The organism is Paenibacillus sp. JT22N12, assembly GCF_056269365.1.
On the sequence record NZ_JBWDNU010000010.1, the window covers coordinates 229,692 to 244,963 of the forward strand.

Genomic DNA, 15,272 nt, shown 5'->3' on the forward strand with positions numbered 1-15,272 from the left:
GAGCGTGGCAGGTCCCGGGCCATTTTTCATAATAATCTTATGATTGGGTGAATAATAGTGGGACTGATGACATGGCTTGATTTTGTTTTTTTTGTCGTGCTTTTCATCTTATTTGTCTATGTAATCGCCAACAACGTTATCACTCAACTGCATAGAGTATATTTGTTTTTCCACTTCTCCATGATGATTTGGCCGCTTGGCCAAATCGCAGTCCACACGACAGACAACCCTCATCTTCAGCTCATATGCATCAATGTCTCGTTTGTCGGCTTGTCCATGCTAGGCTTTGGATGGCTGCTCTTCACCAAATATTTGACGAATCACGGATTCGCGCCCAGACCCTACGTGCTTCTGATGATGCTGATTCCGTCTGTATTTGTAGTGGTCGGGATTATCTGGAATCCAAATGACTGGTTCATTGCTGCCGTTGACGGACGTTATGACGACCGGCAGTACGGCTTGATATTCTGGTTGATGATCGTTATGCTGATTTCCTATTTTATGTACTCGATGAAGCTATTGACCCGTGCTTACCAATCGGACGCGCCGCCATCGGACCGTGCGCAGATTGCAAATGCCCTGACCGGTATTGGCGTTTTTGTCTGCTTTACCCTGCTAGATCTATTGCTTAATGTTGTGCTTGCAAAATGGCTTCCCGTCATCCCGGGCTTGACGTCGCTCGGAATTGTAATTGCGGATATTTATTTTGTATTCTCCATTCAAAAGCACCGTATGTTCGATATCGTGAATATCGCTCAAAAAGATGTTGCCGATACACTGTCTGTCGGTATTATTGTGCTGGACGAGCAGAATGTTGTGATTGATCTCAACAGCGTGGTGAGTCCCGTTTTCCAGCTTTCAGTCGGTACAAGGCTCGATATGGACAAGCTTCTGCAGTCAGTGGAAGACCGTGAGAGGACCGAAGCTTTTCTGGAGATGTACCGTCTGCATCCTGAAGAGCGCGTTCATACCGAGATCGAAGTGCCGGAGGAAGGCAGAATGGCCTATATTGCCTTACATGTCGCGCCTATTGTTGTTAAACAGCAAATCATTGGAAGAGTGATCACGCTGCAGGACCATACAGAGCTGAGAAGGCTTATTGAAGAAACCAACCGTCAGAATGAAGCGCTGCAGGAGAGAAACCGTGCGCTGCTTCTTATGCAGGATGAATTGTACCAGGCCAACCGGAAGCTGGAGCAAATGGCCATTATCGATGGCTTGACGGGCTGCTACAACCGGAGATATCTGATGCAGCAGCTGGAGCATGAGGTCATGGTCAACATGCGCTATCAGATTCCTTATGCGATCCTGTTGTTTGATATCGATCTGTTCAAGACGATCAACGACGCATACGGTCATATGGTCGGCGATGATGTTCTCAAGTTGACGGCGGACGTGGTCCGCAGTACGCTCAGACAAACGGATATTTTCGCCCGCTACGGCGGGGAGGAGTTCACGGTCTACTTGCCCCACACCACCAGGCAGCAGGCGGAAGAGCTGGCGCACCGCGTACGGTCGGTTGTTGAGCATAACTTTGTCGATACCGGAGTCGGGAACGCTCCTGTTTCCATTACAATCAGCATAGGCATGCTTGCCGTTGAGCCGCAGCCGGATACTGAATTGAAGGATAGCAAGTCTTATCTGCGCGAGCTGTTCGTCAAGGTGGACAAGGCGCTTTACGAAGCGAAGGAGAACGGCCGCAACCGGATTGTTCAGTATTAGACATGGCTTACGGCCGCATGTGCTGTGTAGGGCATTTTTGCTGCAGGGCGGTTGTGCTGACACAGGGCTGTGCGCATGGTCTGCCGGCATGTCGGGCGAGGTGGTGCCAATCTAGACAAACGCAGCGGCATAAGCCGCTTTTACCCTTCCGGCGGCGGGCATGCTTTCTGGACAAAGCATGACCGCCTGATGAGCCGTGGACGAATTTATAATGATTTGTCCTGATTCAGATGATAAACTGATTGAAGCTGTCATTCGCCAGCTCATGAACAACTGCACAAGCTTACCCTATCGACAGGATTGAGGCTCTTTCGTCTCTGTCGGAAGCGTCAACTTTCCCGACCACGGGAGCGACTTGAATATGCTTGTGCAAATCGCAGACAACAGGATATACGCCGATAAGCAATTATACAAACTGCGTGCTGCCGAACTGGCAGCGATGCAAGCTTGATCAAATATGCAACCGGACTAAAGGCGGGAATGCTCAGATGAGAAAAGTACATATACTTTCGGCGAAGCCTGGAGATAAATTGGCTCGCCCGATCCTGCAGGAAAATGGCAACATTCTTCTGGGTGTCGGTGTCGAGCTGAATGAACGGTTTATCAATCGCCTGAAGATGCTGGGAGTCGATATGCTGTTCGTTGAAGATCCGTTTACCGAGGATCTGGAGCCGGAAACAGCGATCCGCGACGATACGCGCAGAAAAGCCCACGATGCTGTATTCAAAACCATGACCACGCTGAAGGACCATCCTATGACCAAGGGCAGAACCATTGCACCGGAGATGGGCCGGACGTTCCGAAATGTGTTTGGCCAGATCATGCAGGATCTGGTTGCGCGGGCCGACGTTATGGTCAGCTTGACGAATATTCAAGTGGCGGATGGCTATCTGTTCCAGCATTCTGTGAATGTGGCTATACTGTCAGGCATAATGGGACTGGCTAAGGGCTACAACCGCAACCAGCTTGAGGAATTAGGCATGGGAGCGCTTCTGTTCGATATCGGGATGACAAGATTGCCCAAGGATCTTCTGAACAAGACCTCCCCGCTGACCCCTGAAGAGCGGGTCCTGATGGAGAAGCATACGGAGGATGGCTTCAATATTATCCGCGCCCAGCACGATATTTCCCTGTTGTCCGCGCATTGTGCTCTTCAGCATCACGAGCGGTACAATGGATCGGGTTATCCGCGTGGGCTGAAGGGGGATGCCATTCATGAATATGCGCAGATTGTGGCATTGGCCGATGTTTATGACGCGTTGACCTCGCCGAGGCCGCACCGCAAGCGTCATACGCCGACGGAAGCCATCGAGTTTTTATTCGCGGCCGGGAACACTTTCTTCGATCTTGATTTGATCCAAACCTTTTGCAAGCATATATCCATTTATCCGGTATCGACAACGGTACTGCTCAGCTCGGGCCAGATTGCGGTTGTGGCTCTGAATAATCCGCTTGCGGTCAACCGCCCGATCGTACGGATCCTTCGCGAGGCGGACGGCACACCTCCTGCCCAGCCCTATCAGGTTGACCTTAAGGATTCGCACAGTATCATGATCGTGGAAGAAATGTAACAATAGCCTGTACCTAACTTCATATATATCCGATAATGGCAAACTTGCCGAAAGGCAAGGACGCAAAGCTAAAGGGTCTAAGGTTCTTGAAAAGGAGCGACTGACAGCCTGGCTGCCGAAATGAACACCCTTCAGCAGGGTGCAAGTCAAGCGGCTCCGAGGCAGAGGAACGGCTTTTTTCATTTCCTTGAACAGGCAATCCCTTATCAAAGTCTCAAGACTCGGCCAGGCGATTGCACACTAAGGAGATGGTACTTATGAGCACGAATGCCCGCAGCAAGGAATTATACACGAAAGCAAAGCAAACTTACTCAGATAAGGTATTAATCCACAGCCGGACCGTAGTCGAGAAAGAAGGATATGTCTCAACGGGGATTTTGAGCCATATTGAGGGCGAGATGATGGAGATTGAAATGACGGAATACAAGTCATTTGATCTCGGCAATCCGGTGGAGATGACAATCTACTCTCCGGTGGGGATACAACGTCTGCAGTCGACGGTCATCGGCAAGGCGGAAGGATCTATCGCAGTTATATTTCCTGTCCGGGCCTTGAGCGGACTGGAAGAGAAACGGGAGTCTCCCCGTGTTCAGATTGACCATAAGGGCACCATGAAGAAAGTGATTATTGAAACAAGAGAATTGTCAACAGGGCCGGAAAACTTCGAATTTATTGAAGATATGGAACTGGCCATACGAAATATAAGCTTATCCGGGTTGGGATTCATTGTTGCCGAGGGGCCGAGGCTCAAGACGAATGAGCGTCTGGAAGCCGTGTTGTTTCTAGGCTTTGAGCTGCCATGCTGGCTGGAGATCATACGCTATGACAGCGATGGAGCCCAATCCTTCTATGGTGCGCGCTTTTGCGATCTGGACGGGCTGCAGCAGCGAGCGCTGCGGGCCTTTATCCTGAGGGAGCAGGTCGCAGCCTATTATCGCAGGAAACAGGAAAAGGCCAGTGACAATCGGACTCATTAACTATAAACAACAGGTGCACCGCGGCAATCGCGGAGCGCCTTTTTTTTTGTTCAAAGTTAAGAAAATAAACTCTTCTTGCTGCTTCAGGCAGCAGCTCCACGACATCTGATTTTCAAATCATCTTAAAACATGTTACAATATTTAGAAAATTTAGATATATCGAACAATTATAAAGAGAGATTGAAGAGGGGATTCAAATGCCAGTCGTTGTTGGTGCCGCCGGGCTGATGTTTACCGGCCTGCTGATTTGGTCCGCATACCGGAATGGAATGTTTTTTGACGCATCCTTTTACAGATGGGAATGGATGCTTATGGCTTCAACCGTTTTGTCCTTGTTTATTACGGCTCGTATGCAGAGACGAAGGATAAGAGGCAGCAGTAGAGGGATCCGTGAATATTTCATGTTGAAAAAAAATAAAGGGCCTGGAGAAGAGCCTGTGCGGGTCTCGGTGCCGCTGGCGGCTTATACGCCGCTGCTTATTGCGCTTTTGTTTGGTTTGAGTCTGATCAACAAACCGGCTTCCGTACATGGAACTCTGCAGCAGGTGCTCAGATGGTCGGCTTATGGGGCTTTCCTCATATCCGGGTATCTGTGGCTGAGAATCGGCCCATTCCGGAGCTGGCTGTTCGGGGCGCTTCAGGGTTCTGGCTTGTTCCTCATTGGCGGCGCGCTTGCCGGATGGCTCGGCTGGATAGACGTTCCGGAGATGATCATGAGTACAGGGGATTCCAGTTTATCCGCAATCGGTGCCCGGCTGGCCGGCTTCGTTCAATATCCGAATTTCCTCGGAGCCGTCTCGGGAGCTTATTTGTTGTGGAACTGGCTTCTCATGATACGTGAAGGCCGTTATCGGACTTTCTTGCTTGCCGTCATGATGGCCGCGCCGCTGGTGCTCGTGCTGCTGCTTACGGAATCCAGGGCAGCCTGGCTTACAACGGCTGCGGGATGGCTTGCCGGACTGCTGCTCCTGACCCGGGAGCAGCGGGTCAAATGGCTGGTTTACAGCGGCTGGACGCTTGTTGGAGCGGGGGCAGCCTATCGTATTGTCTTTGCCGCAGGTCTGCAAGGCAGTCATGAAGGCGTTGGCCACATGGGGGAAACGCTTGGGCTGCTTGCCATCCTGATGGCATCTGCAGCGGGCTTCACCGCACTTCGCACGGTATTTGCCGGCCTGTCCGGAAGACAGCTTGAGATTGCCGCGTGGGCCGGGTTGGGGGCAGCCTGTCTGATTATGGCGCTTCTCCTGCCGGCAGTGATTCAAGGCCGGATCAGCAGCGGCCATTTTCAAACCGCAGGCGCGCGTACGATGTTTTACAAGGATGCATGGAGCCTATTTCTGGAGGCGCCTCTCCTGGGTCAGGGCGGGGATACCTGGCGGATTCTGTTTACCCGAATCCAAACCTACCCGTATATTGGCAACGAAGTGCACAGCGGTTATTTGGATCTGCTGCTTGATCTTGGAATTGTCGGATTAATCGTATTTGCTTTCATGATGTACGGGCTGCTGCGGATAGTTTGGAGGCATGATCGGGCAGGAATCCTCCCTGTCGGCGTACTGCTGGTTCATGCTGCCGTCGATTTTGACATGTCCTTCGGTTACTATTGGCTGCTTCTGTTTAGCTGGCTCGTCTACTACAGTCCGTACCCGGGGGCCGTGCAGAGCGGGCAATCGTTATCTGCTTCTCCAAGCTCCGGGCAGCTTCCGCCAAGATCGGTATCCCTCGGCAAAAGGGCAGCTGCGAAGCGGCAGGCTGGATTCCAATTCACAGCAGCCCTGCTGACCGCTGCCGTTTTTGCTTTTGCTTCCGCATACAGCTGGCAGTTTGACAAGGCTGTGGCGTATCGCGAGGCGGCTGCTTCGGCTGCAGGGAATGAGCAGACTGCGCTGCTGGAACGGGCTTTGGCGGCCAATCCCTATTGGAGCAGGATTCGTGTAGAGCTTTCGCTGCTCGTACCGCCGCTTACCGGCGCAAGACAGCTGGAGGCCGGCCTGCGCTATGAACCGCAGTCCGTACCGCTGCTCAGCGCCCTTGGTCTCTGCCATGCCAGGCTGGGGAACGTGAAACAAGCAGCAGCCTATCTGCGCCTGGCCCTGCAATATGATCATTACGATCGGGATAACCAGACAGGGGCGATTATGACGATGGCCCGATTGGCCCGGTATAAGCAGGCCGGGGGCCAGCTTGACGATTCCCGCCTTGCCGCAGCTACAGCCCTGGCTTTCTTCGAGGCTTTTGAATCCCAAGGAGCCGCAGCCAGACGGGGAGGGCGGGATTTCGAAGTCACTGCGGAATCGCGGAAGGCAGCGGAAGACACACGGCTGCTGCTAAGTGAGCTCGCCCTGGCCAGAACCGCTGCACAGACAAAGATGAGCAGTCCGGAGACAGAAAAGATAAACGCGTGATAGAGTGCATTAGCCCATTCCCTTAAGCTGCAGCAGCATAAGCTGGAGTAAGAACGGATGGGAGTGATCGGCAAATGGCCGCAGTACGCGTCAAACCGAAAATGAAAAGATCGGGCAAGGGGAAAATCGTGCGCTTGGCAATGCCCAAAGGTCTGGCTCAAGCAACAGGACCAATCTTCAACCGGCTGACGGTTGTCTGGGTTCAGGGCAGCGGCGTGCCTTTCAATACGACCGGATTCTTTGCGCGATTGATCCGCAACAACCGGATTGTTTCCACGGCAGCCTTCGACCGCTTTGGGGTCGTTCGATTCAATAACATCAACACGCTGACAAATGTGAGCTACACGCTTCAAGTGTTTAGTCCGATCGGGCTGCTGTTCCGCGTCCGCACGATTCCCGCCCGGGTTGAAACCTTTGCCGTTATTGGCTAAGGTCCAGCCATACGCAGCAAAGAGGCTGCCCCAAGTCTTCCGAAGACTCCAGGGCAGCTTCTTTTTTTTGCAGAATTTAATTTAGACAGATGTTTACGATGTTCCTCGAAAGCTATCGCCTTTGCTCCAAAGATTATAAAGCCGCCGCCTTATCTGCAGCATAATACGAGAAGCTCAGCCGCCGAAGGCATCGCGGAAAGCGGCTTTCAGCTTAGCAGGGGGAATCTCCCACAGCTCCGCGATTTCGGCGCTGACGTTGTCGTCCCACCAGTCGGCGAGGATCTTACGGTTGCTGGCATTCTCGTGAATCCAGGGCAGATTGAGCGCGACTTTTTTGAAATAGATCTTTTCCGCTTGCTCGATGCGTTCCTTGGATATCCAGACGCCGAGTCTTTTGACTGTGCGATAGAGTTCATTCTCGCAGGCGCGCCTGATTTTGCGGGCGGTCGGATAACCGGCCTGGTTGCCCGGGGTAGACGATTTCATCGAATAATCGACTCCTCTCTACCCCCTATATATGCATGCCCGGTATGACCTGTCACACGCCATTATTGAATGACGATATAGCCAACCATCGGACCCCCGTGCACCAAGGTGGTGTGTGTGAGGCATATAATCGGATAAGTGCCCTTGGCTTCCGCGGCGAAACGGACCACCGTCGTTTTTCCTTGTGTAACCTCGCCTTTAATGCCAAGCCCTTCGATGACAAAAGGATGCGAGGCCCCGTTGATACCGGTGATGCGCAGCTCAACGTGATCGCCTTTATTCACGATAATGGTGCCGGGATCCCAGCGGTATACTTCTATTTTCTTGCCTTCACCCGTTGTGGACTCAAACTCCCCTGTTACCAGTTCAAAGACCCGGGGCTCCGGCTGCGCGGCCAAAGCGGCTCTGGATTGATTCCATTTGAGACAAGCTGCCGCGATAAAGAGGACGAGCAGCAGAACGGCGAACAGGCGGATCTGCTTTTTGCTGACCACATAAATCTTGGACATATGAAACATTCACCCCCTTTAATTCGTGTAATAGGATTACAGCTAGTCTATGCCAGGGCTTGTCAGAGCATGACTCAGGGCGCTGGAGGCATGTCTGGAAGTATGCTAGAATACCGATAGAAAGATAATTGGCCTGCCAAATCGGGAGACGATAGGAGACGAGGAATGGACTGGATTCACAATTTCATTGATTCAATGCTTCAATGGATTCAAGGTTTAGGTTATTTTGGTATCGTCATTGGTCTTGCAATTGAAGTTATTCCGAGTGAAATTGTGCTTGCTTACGGCGGTTATTTGGTATCGGATGCTGGCGGACATCAGATTACGTTTCTTGGGGCCGTTATTTTTGGCGTCATTGGCGCTATTGTGCAGCAGTGGATTCTGTATGCGATTGGCCGGTACGCCGGACGTCCTTTCTTCGAGAAATACGGCAAATACATAAAAATCAAACCCAAGCATCTGGATACCGCGGAAGGGTGGTTTAACAAATACGGGTCCGGAATTGTGTTCACCGCAAGATTCGTCCCCATTATGCGTCAAGCTATTTCCATTCCGGCCGGAATGGCGAGGATGAATTTCTGGCTGTTTACGCTGCTGACGGCACTTGCTTCGATTCCATGGTCGCTTCTGTTTGTGTATCTGGGCTGGAAGCTGGGCGACCAGTGGGAGAACATTGATGAGAAAGCTGCCCCTTATGTCCAGCCGGCACTTCTGATCGCCCTTGCGGTCCTGGTTATTTATGTGATGGTTAAGGTGCTGAAAGGACGCGGCAAGTCCGTTTAGTTTGTAGTTTGGCATGCCGGTTTGGTATAATTAGGCTGCTGGTTAAGAAAGCGGATTAATGTGTTGGCCGTGTACCACTAAAAACTCAGCTTATGCTTTCAATGTGAGTTTTTAGCTCGCAAGAAGTGAATTCAAGCCGGTTCACTAAAAACTCTTTGGGAGGTTTTTCATCATGGCTAAAAGTGTAGCAAGCAAGCTCAATACGGGGATCAGTCCGCAGCAGTTCATCGATTCAATGGAGAAGAACAAAGAGGCCTTTCTGGATTGGGGCAGCAAGTTTCAATGGGCGGGCGACGAAGACCGGGAGTTTTTTGAATCGCTGAACAATCGTGATGATTTGCGCTGCCTGATCCTGATGGCAGACTGGTGCGGCGATGTGGTCCGTAACGTGCCCGTTGTGTTCAAGGCTCTTGAGAACTCCGGAATCCCGGTCGAAGTGCTCGTGATGGAACAGCATCTGGATACGATGGATGAGTTTCTGACCATGGGCGGCCGCTCCATTCCTGTTGTCATTTTTGCCGATACCGGCGGTCATGTGCTTGGTCAGTGGGGACCGCGTCCAGCTCATGTGCAAGAAGCAATGATTGCGTTCAAACAGGCGAATACGGACCGGGACGCTGCTGATTATCAGGCGAATCTGAGCCTTGCCCGCCAGGAGATGGGCCGCCGCTACGGTGAAGGCACAGGGTACCAACAAACAATCGTACAAGAGCTGCGCCAGCTTCTCGCTTCTTTCTAAGATGCTGAAGATTGAGACTTTTACGCTTGGTCCCCTGCAGACAAACGCTTACCTGATTACAGAGGAGACCGGCAAACGCGGCATTATTATAGATCCTGGCATGAACCCGCAGCGGCTGCTCACGCGCATCAAGGACCTGACAATCGAAGCGATCGTGCTGACGCACGCGCATTTCGACCATATGGGCGGCGTTGATGCGGTGCGCAAAGCAGCCGGCTGTCCGGTATATCTGCACGATCTGGAAGCGGACTGGCTGACGGATGCGCGCAAGAACGGCTCCGAGCGCTGGTCCGATGTCACTCCGCCGCTTGTCACCGATCCGGCTGAGTACGCGCTGGCGCAGGGGCAGAAGCTGGAGCTGATCGGCCATACGTTTCTGGTCATGCACACGCCTGGACATTCGCCGGGAAGCGTCAGCCTGCTGTGCGGGGAGCATCTGATCAGCGGCGATGTGCTCTTCCGCAAATCAGTGGGACGAACAGACCTGCCGGGTGGCCGAGAGAGGGATTTATACGATTCCATCCGCGGCAAATTGTATAAGCTTGATCCGAATGTGCGCGTCTATCCCGGTCACGGAGAGCGGACGACAATCGGATATGAAATGGAAAATAACCCTTACGTGCCGGCCTAGAGCCGCGCAGTAAGGGTTATGCCCTGTTATAAAGGATGGAGGAAGTGTAAAGTGGCAGAAGCAAAGCAGTATGCAAGTCAGCAGGAATTGGAGCAGGAGCCGGGCGCCAGGGTGGAGGTGACCAAAGAAGAGCAGGCGGCCGAGCAGGAACGAATTCTGAAACGGATTACCGCAGAGCTCAGTCTGCCGGGCAGCAAGGTGAAGGCGGCTGTGAATTTGCTGGATGAAGGCAATACGATTCCCTTTATTGCCCGCTACCGCAAGGAAATGACCGGCGAGCTGGATGAGACGGAGCTGCGCTCCATCGAGGAGAAGCTGCAGTATATGCGCAACCTTGAGGTGCGCAAGCGTGAGGTAATCCGGCTGATCGACGAGCAGGGGAAGTTAACGGATGAGCTGCGCAGCGCCATTGTGGCGTCCGTCAAGCTGCAGGAGATTGAGGATTTGTACCGGCCGTACCGGCAAAAGCGCAAGACCCGCGCAAGCGTCGCCAAGGAGCGCGGTCTTGAGCCGCTTGCCGTCTGGCTGCTGTCACAGCCGCGCCAGGGGGATCCAAGCCGCGAAGCTGAGCGTTATGTTAATGCCGAGAAGGGCGTATCGACCCCGGAGGAGGCTCTTCAGGGAGCGATGGATATTATCGCGGAGCAGCTTGCCGACGATGCCAAAATCCGTGCATGGGTGCGCAGGTTCACTTTTGACAACGGTGTAGTGCGTACGGAAGCGAAGGATACTTCGCAGGAGACGGTTTATGAAATGTATTATGCCTATCAGGAGCCCTTGAAGCGGCTTCCCCCGCATCGCACGCTTGCCATCAACCGGGCGGAGCGCGAGGATGTGCTGCGCGTGTCGCTGGACGTGCCGGCGGAGCGGATTATTGATTATATCGACCGTCAAACCATCCGCGGAGGGACAATCCCTGCAATTGGCGGTTTGCTTCTGCAAACGATTCAGGATGCTTATAAAAGGCTGATTGCGCCATCGATCGAGCGTGAAGTCCGTGGCGAATTAACGGAGAAGGCGGAGGAGCATGCGATCCAGATTTTCTCCACCAATCTGCGCAATTTGCTGCTGCAGCCTCCTGTAAGGGGAAATGTCGTGCTTGGCGTCGACCCTGCTTTCCGGACAGGCTGCAAGCTTGCGGTTGTGGATGAGACCGGCAAGCTGCTCGAAGTGGCCGTTGCCTATCCGACCGCCCCGCACAACAAGGTAGCAGAAGCGGAGAAGCTGATCGGGGGATTAATCGATACCTACAAGGTCGAGCTTATCGTCATCGGCAACGGGACGGCTTCCCGCGAGACCGAGCAGTTCATAGCGGGATTGATCGGCAAGCGCAAGGAAGCCGGCAGAGACAAGGAACTGGAGTTGAAATACATAATCGTCAATGAAGCGGGCGCAAGCGTATATTCGGCTTCCAAGCTGGCTGCTTCCGAGTTTCCGGATCTGGATGTGGCGGAGCGCAGCGCGGTGTCGATTGCCAGACGTCTTCAGGACCCGCTGGCCGAGCTTGTGAAAATTGAGCCCAAGGCCATCGGCGTCGGGCAGTATCAGCATGATGTGAGCCAGAAGCGGCTTGAGGAGACGCTCGGGGGCGTGGTGGAATCCGCGGTCAACCATGTCGGCGTCGATGTGAACACCGCCTCGCCTTCGCTGCTGTCCTACGTGGCCGGGATCAATGCCACTACAGCGAAGAATATCGTTAAATTCCGCGAGGAAAAAGGAAAATTCAGCGACCGCAGGACACTGCAGAGCGTTCCGCGGCTGGGCGCCAAAACCTACGAGCAGTGCATCGGCTTCATCCGGGTGCCCGAGAGCGCCAATCTGCTTGACCGTACCCCGATTCATCCCGAATCGTACGCGGTTGTCGACAAATTATGCCGGACGCTTGGTCTGAAGCTTGAGGATTTGGGCTCCGACGCGTTTAAAGCGTCTTTAAAGGCCATTGAGACTGAGGGGGTAGCTCAAACCCTGGGAGTAGGCGTTCCGACGCTCAGAGACATTGTAGACAGCCTCTTGAGACCAGGAAGAGACCCAAGGGAGGAGCTTCCCGCTCCGATATTCCATACTGACGTTCTGAGCATCGAGGATTTGCATTCGGGAATGGAACTGCACGGAACCGTTCGGAATGTTATCGACTTTGGAGCCTTCGTCGATATCGGGATCAAGAACGACGGGCTCGTCCATATTTCGCAGCTTAGCCACAAATTCGTGAAGCATCCCATGGATGTCGTTTCCGTTGGCGATACGGTCACCGTGTGGGTCATCGGCGTTGATCAGAAAAAAGGCCGCGTAAGCCTGACCATGCGCAAGCCGGATTAGCTCAAGGCGGCAATAGAAAGGGTGTTATCTTCAAGCAGTCACGAGTCACTGCCGGAAGATAACACCCTTTTTCATGGATACCAGTGGATACGAAAGCTGTTTCATCCTGTTCTAGAGCATGGCTGCTGCTTGCCTATAGCCGGCCGCTTTCTTCACGATAATGCTATACATCTGTCGCCATATCGTTTGCCGTACTGTCATCCGGCTGCTGCTTGGTCCGGTAGAAATACCAGCAATCGTTAAGCAGACGGATCTGCCGTCTGTCCTTCTTCACGAAAGCACGCATCAATTGGTTGCATAACCATTGCGGCACAGTCATTCGCCCTCCTTCCAAAGCCGTCACTTGTTGTAGTAACTAGCATATGGGGGTAGGCGATTATCCGTGCAGGTCCAATCCAAACTGCATGAATACGGGAGGTTAGACGTCAGCTTCCTCCTCATACCACTGCTCCAGCTGTGCCTGCAGAGCGCGTATTTCCGTGAGGAGGGAGATCAGGGGGTAGGACTTTTCCTGGATGGAGGAAAAATCGCTCTCCAAAGCATTTATATAGTCCAGGCCGGAATGCACGTCGAGCGATTGATCGTGAAGCTCCAATTCATCGCATTCGGCAATTGCCAGCGGCAAGGCGGGAACATTGCTGGCGGTCAGCTTGTCGATTTCCTTGTGCAGGCGCAGATTTAGCGCGCTGAGCTGGTAGGCATGCGATTGCGGCATTTCCACAAACGAGACATCTTGTCCATTTTTCATTATAATATAACGCATCTGTGCCATTGAATTATGCTCTCCCCTCGAATGCAGCAGGTGAATACTACTTGACAGTGTAGCGTATTCGTCCTTTAAAATTCAAGTATGAATATGCAATAAATGTTGAAGGAGAAGAGTGATGGAAGATCATATACTTCAAGCATGGGTCGAGAAAATCTCCCTCCAGTATTTTCAGCTTCCGTTCCGGCACAAGGCAACGTTCAATCCGCGTCTGACATCGACCGGCGGGAGGTACTTCACCAAAACCCACCATATCGAAATCAGTCCGCATCAATTGGAGAACTACGGGACGGAAGAGACGGAGAAAATAATCAAGCATGAGCTGTGCCACTATCATCTGCATTTGCTGAAGCGGGGGTACAAGCACCGGGACGCCGACTTCAAGCAGCTGCTGGTGAAGGTTGGGGGGACCCGATACTGCAAGTCGCTTCCCAGCCGCGCGGACAAGCGGGTGGAGCCGTACCGGTATAAGCTGATCTGCCGCAGCTGCGGCATGGAATATTTGCGGAAAAGGAAAGTGGACCCCCGGAAATATGCCTGTGGAAAATGCAGGGGGAATTTATTAATTTTTATGCTTGACTTCAAAATTGAATCATGATACATTATTTCTTGTCACCAAAAACACTTTCCCTGATAGCTCAGTTGGTAGAGCACTCGACTGTTAATCGAGTTGTCACAGGTTCGAGTCCTGTTCGGGGAGCCATTTCTTTTCTGGAGAGATACCCAAGTGGCTCAAGGGGACCCTCTGCTAAGGGGTTAGACTGCGCAAGTGGTGCGAGGGTTCGAATCCCTCTCTCTCCGCCATATTTTATGAAGACAAGCATGGGCCGTAAGCCGGTCCTTTTTGTTTGCCTCAAGGCGAAATCGGCTGAAAGTCAGTTGTAAATTCTTTAAAAAAAGTACTTGCAAGCGGAATTGAAATTGGTTATACTAACTCTTGTCGTCTGAAAGAGGCACATCTGAGTAACATTTTATGGCCCGTTGGTCAAGCGGTTAAGACACCTCCCTTTCACGGAGGTAACAGGGGTTCGATTCCCCTACGGGTCACCATTCGAGCCATTAGCTCAGTTGGTAGAGCACCTGACTTTTAATCAGGGTGTCGAAGGTTCGAGTCCTTCATGGCTCACCATTTTATCTGATATGTTACACAATTGCATATCACTCCGCGGTCGTGGTGGAACGGCAGACACACCATCTTGAGGGGGTGGCGCTCACAAGGCGTGCGGGTTCAAATCCCGCCGACCGCACCAACCTTACACTTCCCAAAAACCCTTGGTAATCGAGGGTTTTTTTTATTTTTCTTTATTGTGTGAAATTTGTATTACTCTGCTCCAGGGGAGTTGTTGACGGATTGTTGACGGAAATAATTTCTTCTGAATTTTCATCTGGCGCAACTAACTTTTCGTATCCGATTCCTGAAGGATTTTTACCTTATGACTCTACAGGCTCCTCTGATCCTGGTACAGATGATCCTGATGATCAGGATGCCGATAGAGCGATCCTTACGATCACCATGACAAATGGAAATGAAAAAGAATATGATCTCTCAACAAATGAATTAGATACGTTCCTTGCCTGGTACGATGCAAAAGATGCAGGTAGCGGACCGGCACGATACGGATTTAACAAATCGTGGAATATGGGTCCTTTCAAGACCGATACAGAGTACGTCATTTTTAATCAAATAGTGGCGTTTAATATTGATGAGTATGATTTACCAGAAGAGAGTTAATCAAAAACAAAACCCCGCTGGCTCTCTGTGGTCAAGCCCCAAATTTGTAGACAATGAAAAAAGCCCTAGGCTATGAGCTGGCGTCGGTACTCTACCGGCGTCAGTTTGTTTAATTTTAATTGAATCCGTTCTTCGTTATAAAAACGAATGAACGCCTCAATTCTTCTTTGTGCTTCGACCATGGTTCGTATATCATAGGGATAG

At 52.0% G+C, this 15,272-nt stretch carries 16 protein-coding genes, 5 tRNA genes and 1 riboswitch; of the genes, 16 read left to right on the plus strand and 5 right to left on the minus strand.

Going from position 1 to position 15,272, the window contains the following annotated elements:
• Positions 1 to 66: 66 nt before the first annotated feature.
• The 5 genes from AC0YOA_RS28765 (at position 67) to AC0YOA_RS28785 (ending at position 7,106) form a co-directional block, all read left to right on the plus strand.
• Positions 67 to 1,722, plus strand: a complete 1,656-nt coding sequence (locus AC0YOA_RS28765) for a histidine kinase N-terminal 7TM domain-containing diguanylate cyclase (protein ID WP_475789563.1) — start codon at positions 67 to 69, stop codon at positions 1,720 to 1,722.
• A 488-nt stretch (positions 1,723 to 2,210) separates the two neighbouring features.
• Positions 2,211 to 3,293 carry an HD-GYP domain-containing protein gene (locus AC0YOA_RS28770; RefSeq protein ID WP_475789547.1) on the plus strand — a complete coding sequence of 361 codons (1,083 nt, stop codon included), beginning with the start codon at positions 2,211 to 2,213 and terminating at the stop codon, positions 3,291 to 3,293.
• A 27-nt stretch (positions 3,294 to 3,320) separates the two neighbouring features.
• A riboswitch (cyclic di-GMP riboswitch) is annotated at positions 3,321 to 3,413 on the plus strand.
• A gap of 137 nt (positions 3,414 to 3,550) precedes the next feature.
• Complete coding sequence (locus AC0YOA_RS28775) at positions 3,551 to 4,270, plus strand: PilZ domain-containing protein (RefSeq protein ID WP_475789548.1); 720 nt, start codon at positions 3,551 to 3,553, stop codon at positions 4,268 to 4,270.
• 197 nt (positions 4,271 to 4,467) lie between these two features.
• A complete protein-coding gene (locus AC0YOA_RS28780; protein WP_475789549.1) occupies positions 4,468 to 6,675 on the plus strand; it encodes an O-antigen ligase family protein in 2,208 nt (735 codons plus the stop codon).
• A gap of 74 nt (positions 6,676 to 6,749) precedes the next feature.
• Positions 6,750 to 7,106, plus strand: coding sequence for a hypothetical protein (locus tag AC0YOA_RS28785; protein ID WP_475789550.1), 357 nt, complete (start codon positions 6,750 to 6,752; stop codon positions 7,104 to 7,106).
• Between the two features lie 174 nt (positions 7,107 to 7,280).
• Here the strand turns inward: AC0YOA_RS28785 and AC0YOA_RS28790 are convergent, their stop codons facing one another.
• Together AC0YOA_RS28790 and AC0YOA_RS28795 are read right to left on the minus strand one after the other, a co-directional pair.
• Positions 7,281 to 7,592: a dehydrogenase gene (locus AC0YOA_RS28790; RefSeq protein WP_210038307.1), complete on the minus strand. Its 312-nt coding sequence runs from the start codon at positions 7,590 to 7,592 to the stop codon at positions 7,281 to 7,283.
• 62 nt (positions 7,593 to 7,654) lie between these two features.
• Positions 7,655 to 8,101, minus strand: a complete 447-nt coding sequence (locus AC0YOA_RS28795) for a cupredoxin domain-containing protein (protein ID WP_210038308.1) — start codon at positions 8,099 to 8,101, stop codon at positions 7,655 to 7,657.
• 165 nt (positions 8,102 to 8,266) lie between these two features.
• On the opposite strand from AC0YOA_RS28795, the gene uptA reads away from it, so the two are divergent.
• From uptA to AC0YOA_RS28815, 4 genes are all read left to right on the plus strand, one after another.
• Positions 8,267 to 8,884: an undecaprenyl phosphate transporter UptA gene (gene uptA / locus AC0YOA_RS28800; protein WP_210038309.1), complete on the plus strand. Its 618-nt coding sequence runs from the start codon at positions 8,267 to 8,269 to the stop codon at positions 8,882 to 8,884.
• A 172-nt stretch (positions 8,885 to 9,056) separates the two neighbouring features.
• Positions 9,057 to 9,623, plus strand: coding sequence for a thioredoxin family protein (locus tag AC0YOA_RS28805; protein ID WP_475789551.1), 567 nt, complete (start codon positions 9,057 to 9,059; stop codon positions 9,621 to 9,623).
• Position 9,624: 1 nt separating this feature from the next.
• Positions 9,625 to 10,254: an MBL fold metallo-hydrolase gene (locus AC0YOA_RS28810; RefSeq protein ID WP_475768925.1), complete on the plus strand. Its 630-nt coding sequence runs from the start codon at positions 9,625 to 9,627 to the stop codon at positions 10,252 to 10,254.
• Positions 10,255 to 10,365: 111 nt separating this feature from the next.
• The gene (locus AC0YOA_RS28815) at positions 10,366 to 12,570 is read left to right on the plus strand and encodes a Tex family protein (RefSeq protein WP_475789564.1); all 2,205 of its coding nucleotides are present in this window, start codon (positions 10,366 to 10,368) and stop codon (positions 12,568 to 12,570) included.
• 163 nt (positions 12,571 to 12,733) lie between these two features.
• On the opposite strand, the gene cmpA is transcribed toward AC0YOA_RS28815, so the two are convergent.
• Both cmpA and AC0YOA_RS28825 read right to left on the minus strand, forming a co-directional pair.
• Positions 12,734 to 12,883 carry a cortex morphogenetic protein CmpA gene (gene cmpA, locus AC0YOA_RS28820; protein WP_475789552.1) on the minus strand — a complete coding sequence of 50 codons (150 nt, stop codon included), beginning with the start codon at positions 12,881 to 12,883 and terminating at the stop codon, positions 12,734 to 12,736.
• A 105-nt stretch (positions 12,884 to 12,988) separates the two neighbouring features.
• A complete protein-coding gene (locus tag AC0YOA_RS28825; protein WP_475789553.1) occupies positions 12,989 to 13,342 on the minus strand; it encodes a hydrolase/acyltransferase in 354 nt (117 codons plus the stop codon).
• Positions 13,343 to 13,454: 112 nt separating this feature from the next.
• Here AC0YOA_RS28825 and AC0YOA_RS28830 point away from each other — a divergent pair, with 112 nt between their 5' ends.
• The 7 genes from AC0YOA_RS28830 to AC0YOA_RS28860 all read left to right on the plus strand — a co-directional run bounded on the left by AC0YOA_RS28830 (position 13,455) and on the right by AC0YOA_RS28860 (position 15,068).
• Positions 13,455 to 13,934, plus strand: a complete 480-nt coding sequence (locus AC0YOA_RS28830; RefSeq protein WP_210038314.1) for a SprT family protein — start codon at positions 13,455 to 13,457, stop codon at positions 13,932 to 13,934.
• 29 nt (positions 13,935 to 13,963) lie between these two features.
• Positions 13,964 to 14,039, plus strand: a tRNA-Asn gene (locus AC0YOA_RS28835).
• Positions 14,040 to 14,049: 10 nt separating this feature from the next.
• A tRNA-Ser gene (locus tag AC0YOA_RS28840) sits at positions 14,050 to 14,140 on the plus strand.
• 171 nt (positions 14,141 to 14,311) lie between these two features.
• Positions 14,312 to 14,386, plus strand: a tRNA-Glu gene (locus AC0YOA_RS28845).
• Between the two features lie 3 nt (positions 14,387 to 14,389).
• A tRNA-Lys gene (locus AC0YOA_RS28850) sits at positions 14,390 to 14,465 on the plus strand.
• 36 nt (positions 14,466 to 14,501) lie between these two features.
• Positions 14,502 to 14,586, plus strand: a tRNA-Leu gene (locus AC0YOA_RS28855).
• A 101-nt stretch (positions 14,587 to 14,687) separates the two neighbouring features.
• Positions 14,688 to 15,068 (plus strand): hypothetical protein, encoded by a 381-nt coding sequence (locus tag AC0YOA_RS28860; protein ID WP_475789554.1) that lies wholly within the window; start codon positions 14,688 to 14,690, stop codon positions 15,066 to 15,068.
• A 65-nt stretch (positions 15,069 to 15,133) separates the two neighbouring features.
• Here AC0YOA_RS28860 and AC0YOA_RS28865 read toward each other — a convergent pair whose 3' ends face one another.
• A complete protein-coding gene (locus tag AC0YOA_RS28865) occupies positions 15,134 to 15,250 on the minus strand; it encodes an IS3 family transposase (protein WP_475789565.1) in 117 nt (38 codons plus the stop codon).
• Between the last annotated feature and the right edge of the window lie 22 nt (positions 15,251 to 15,272).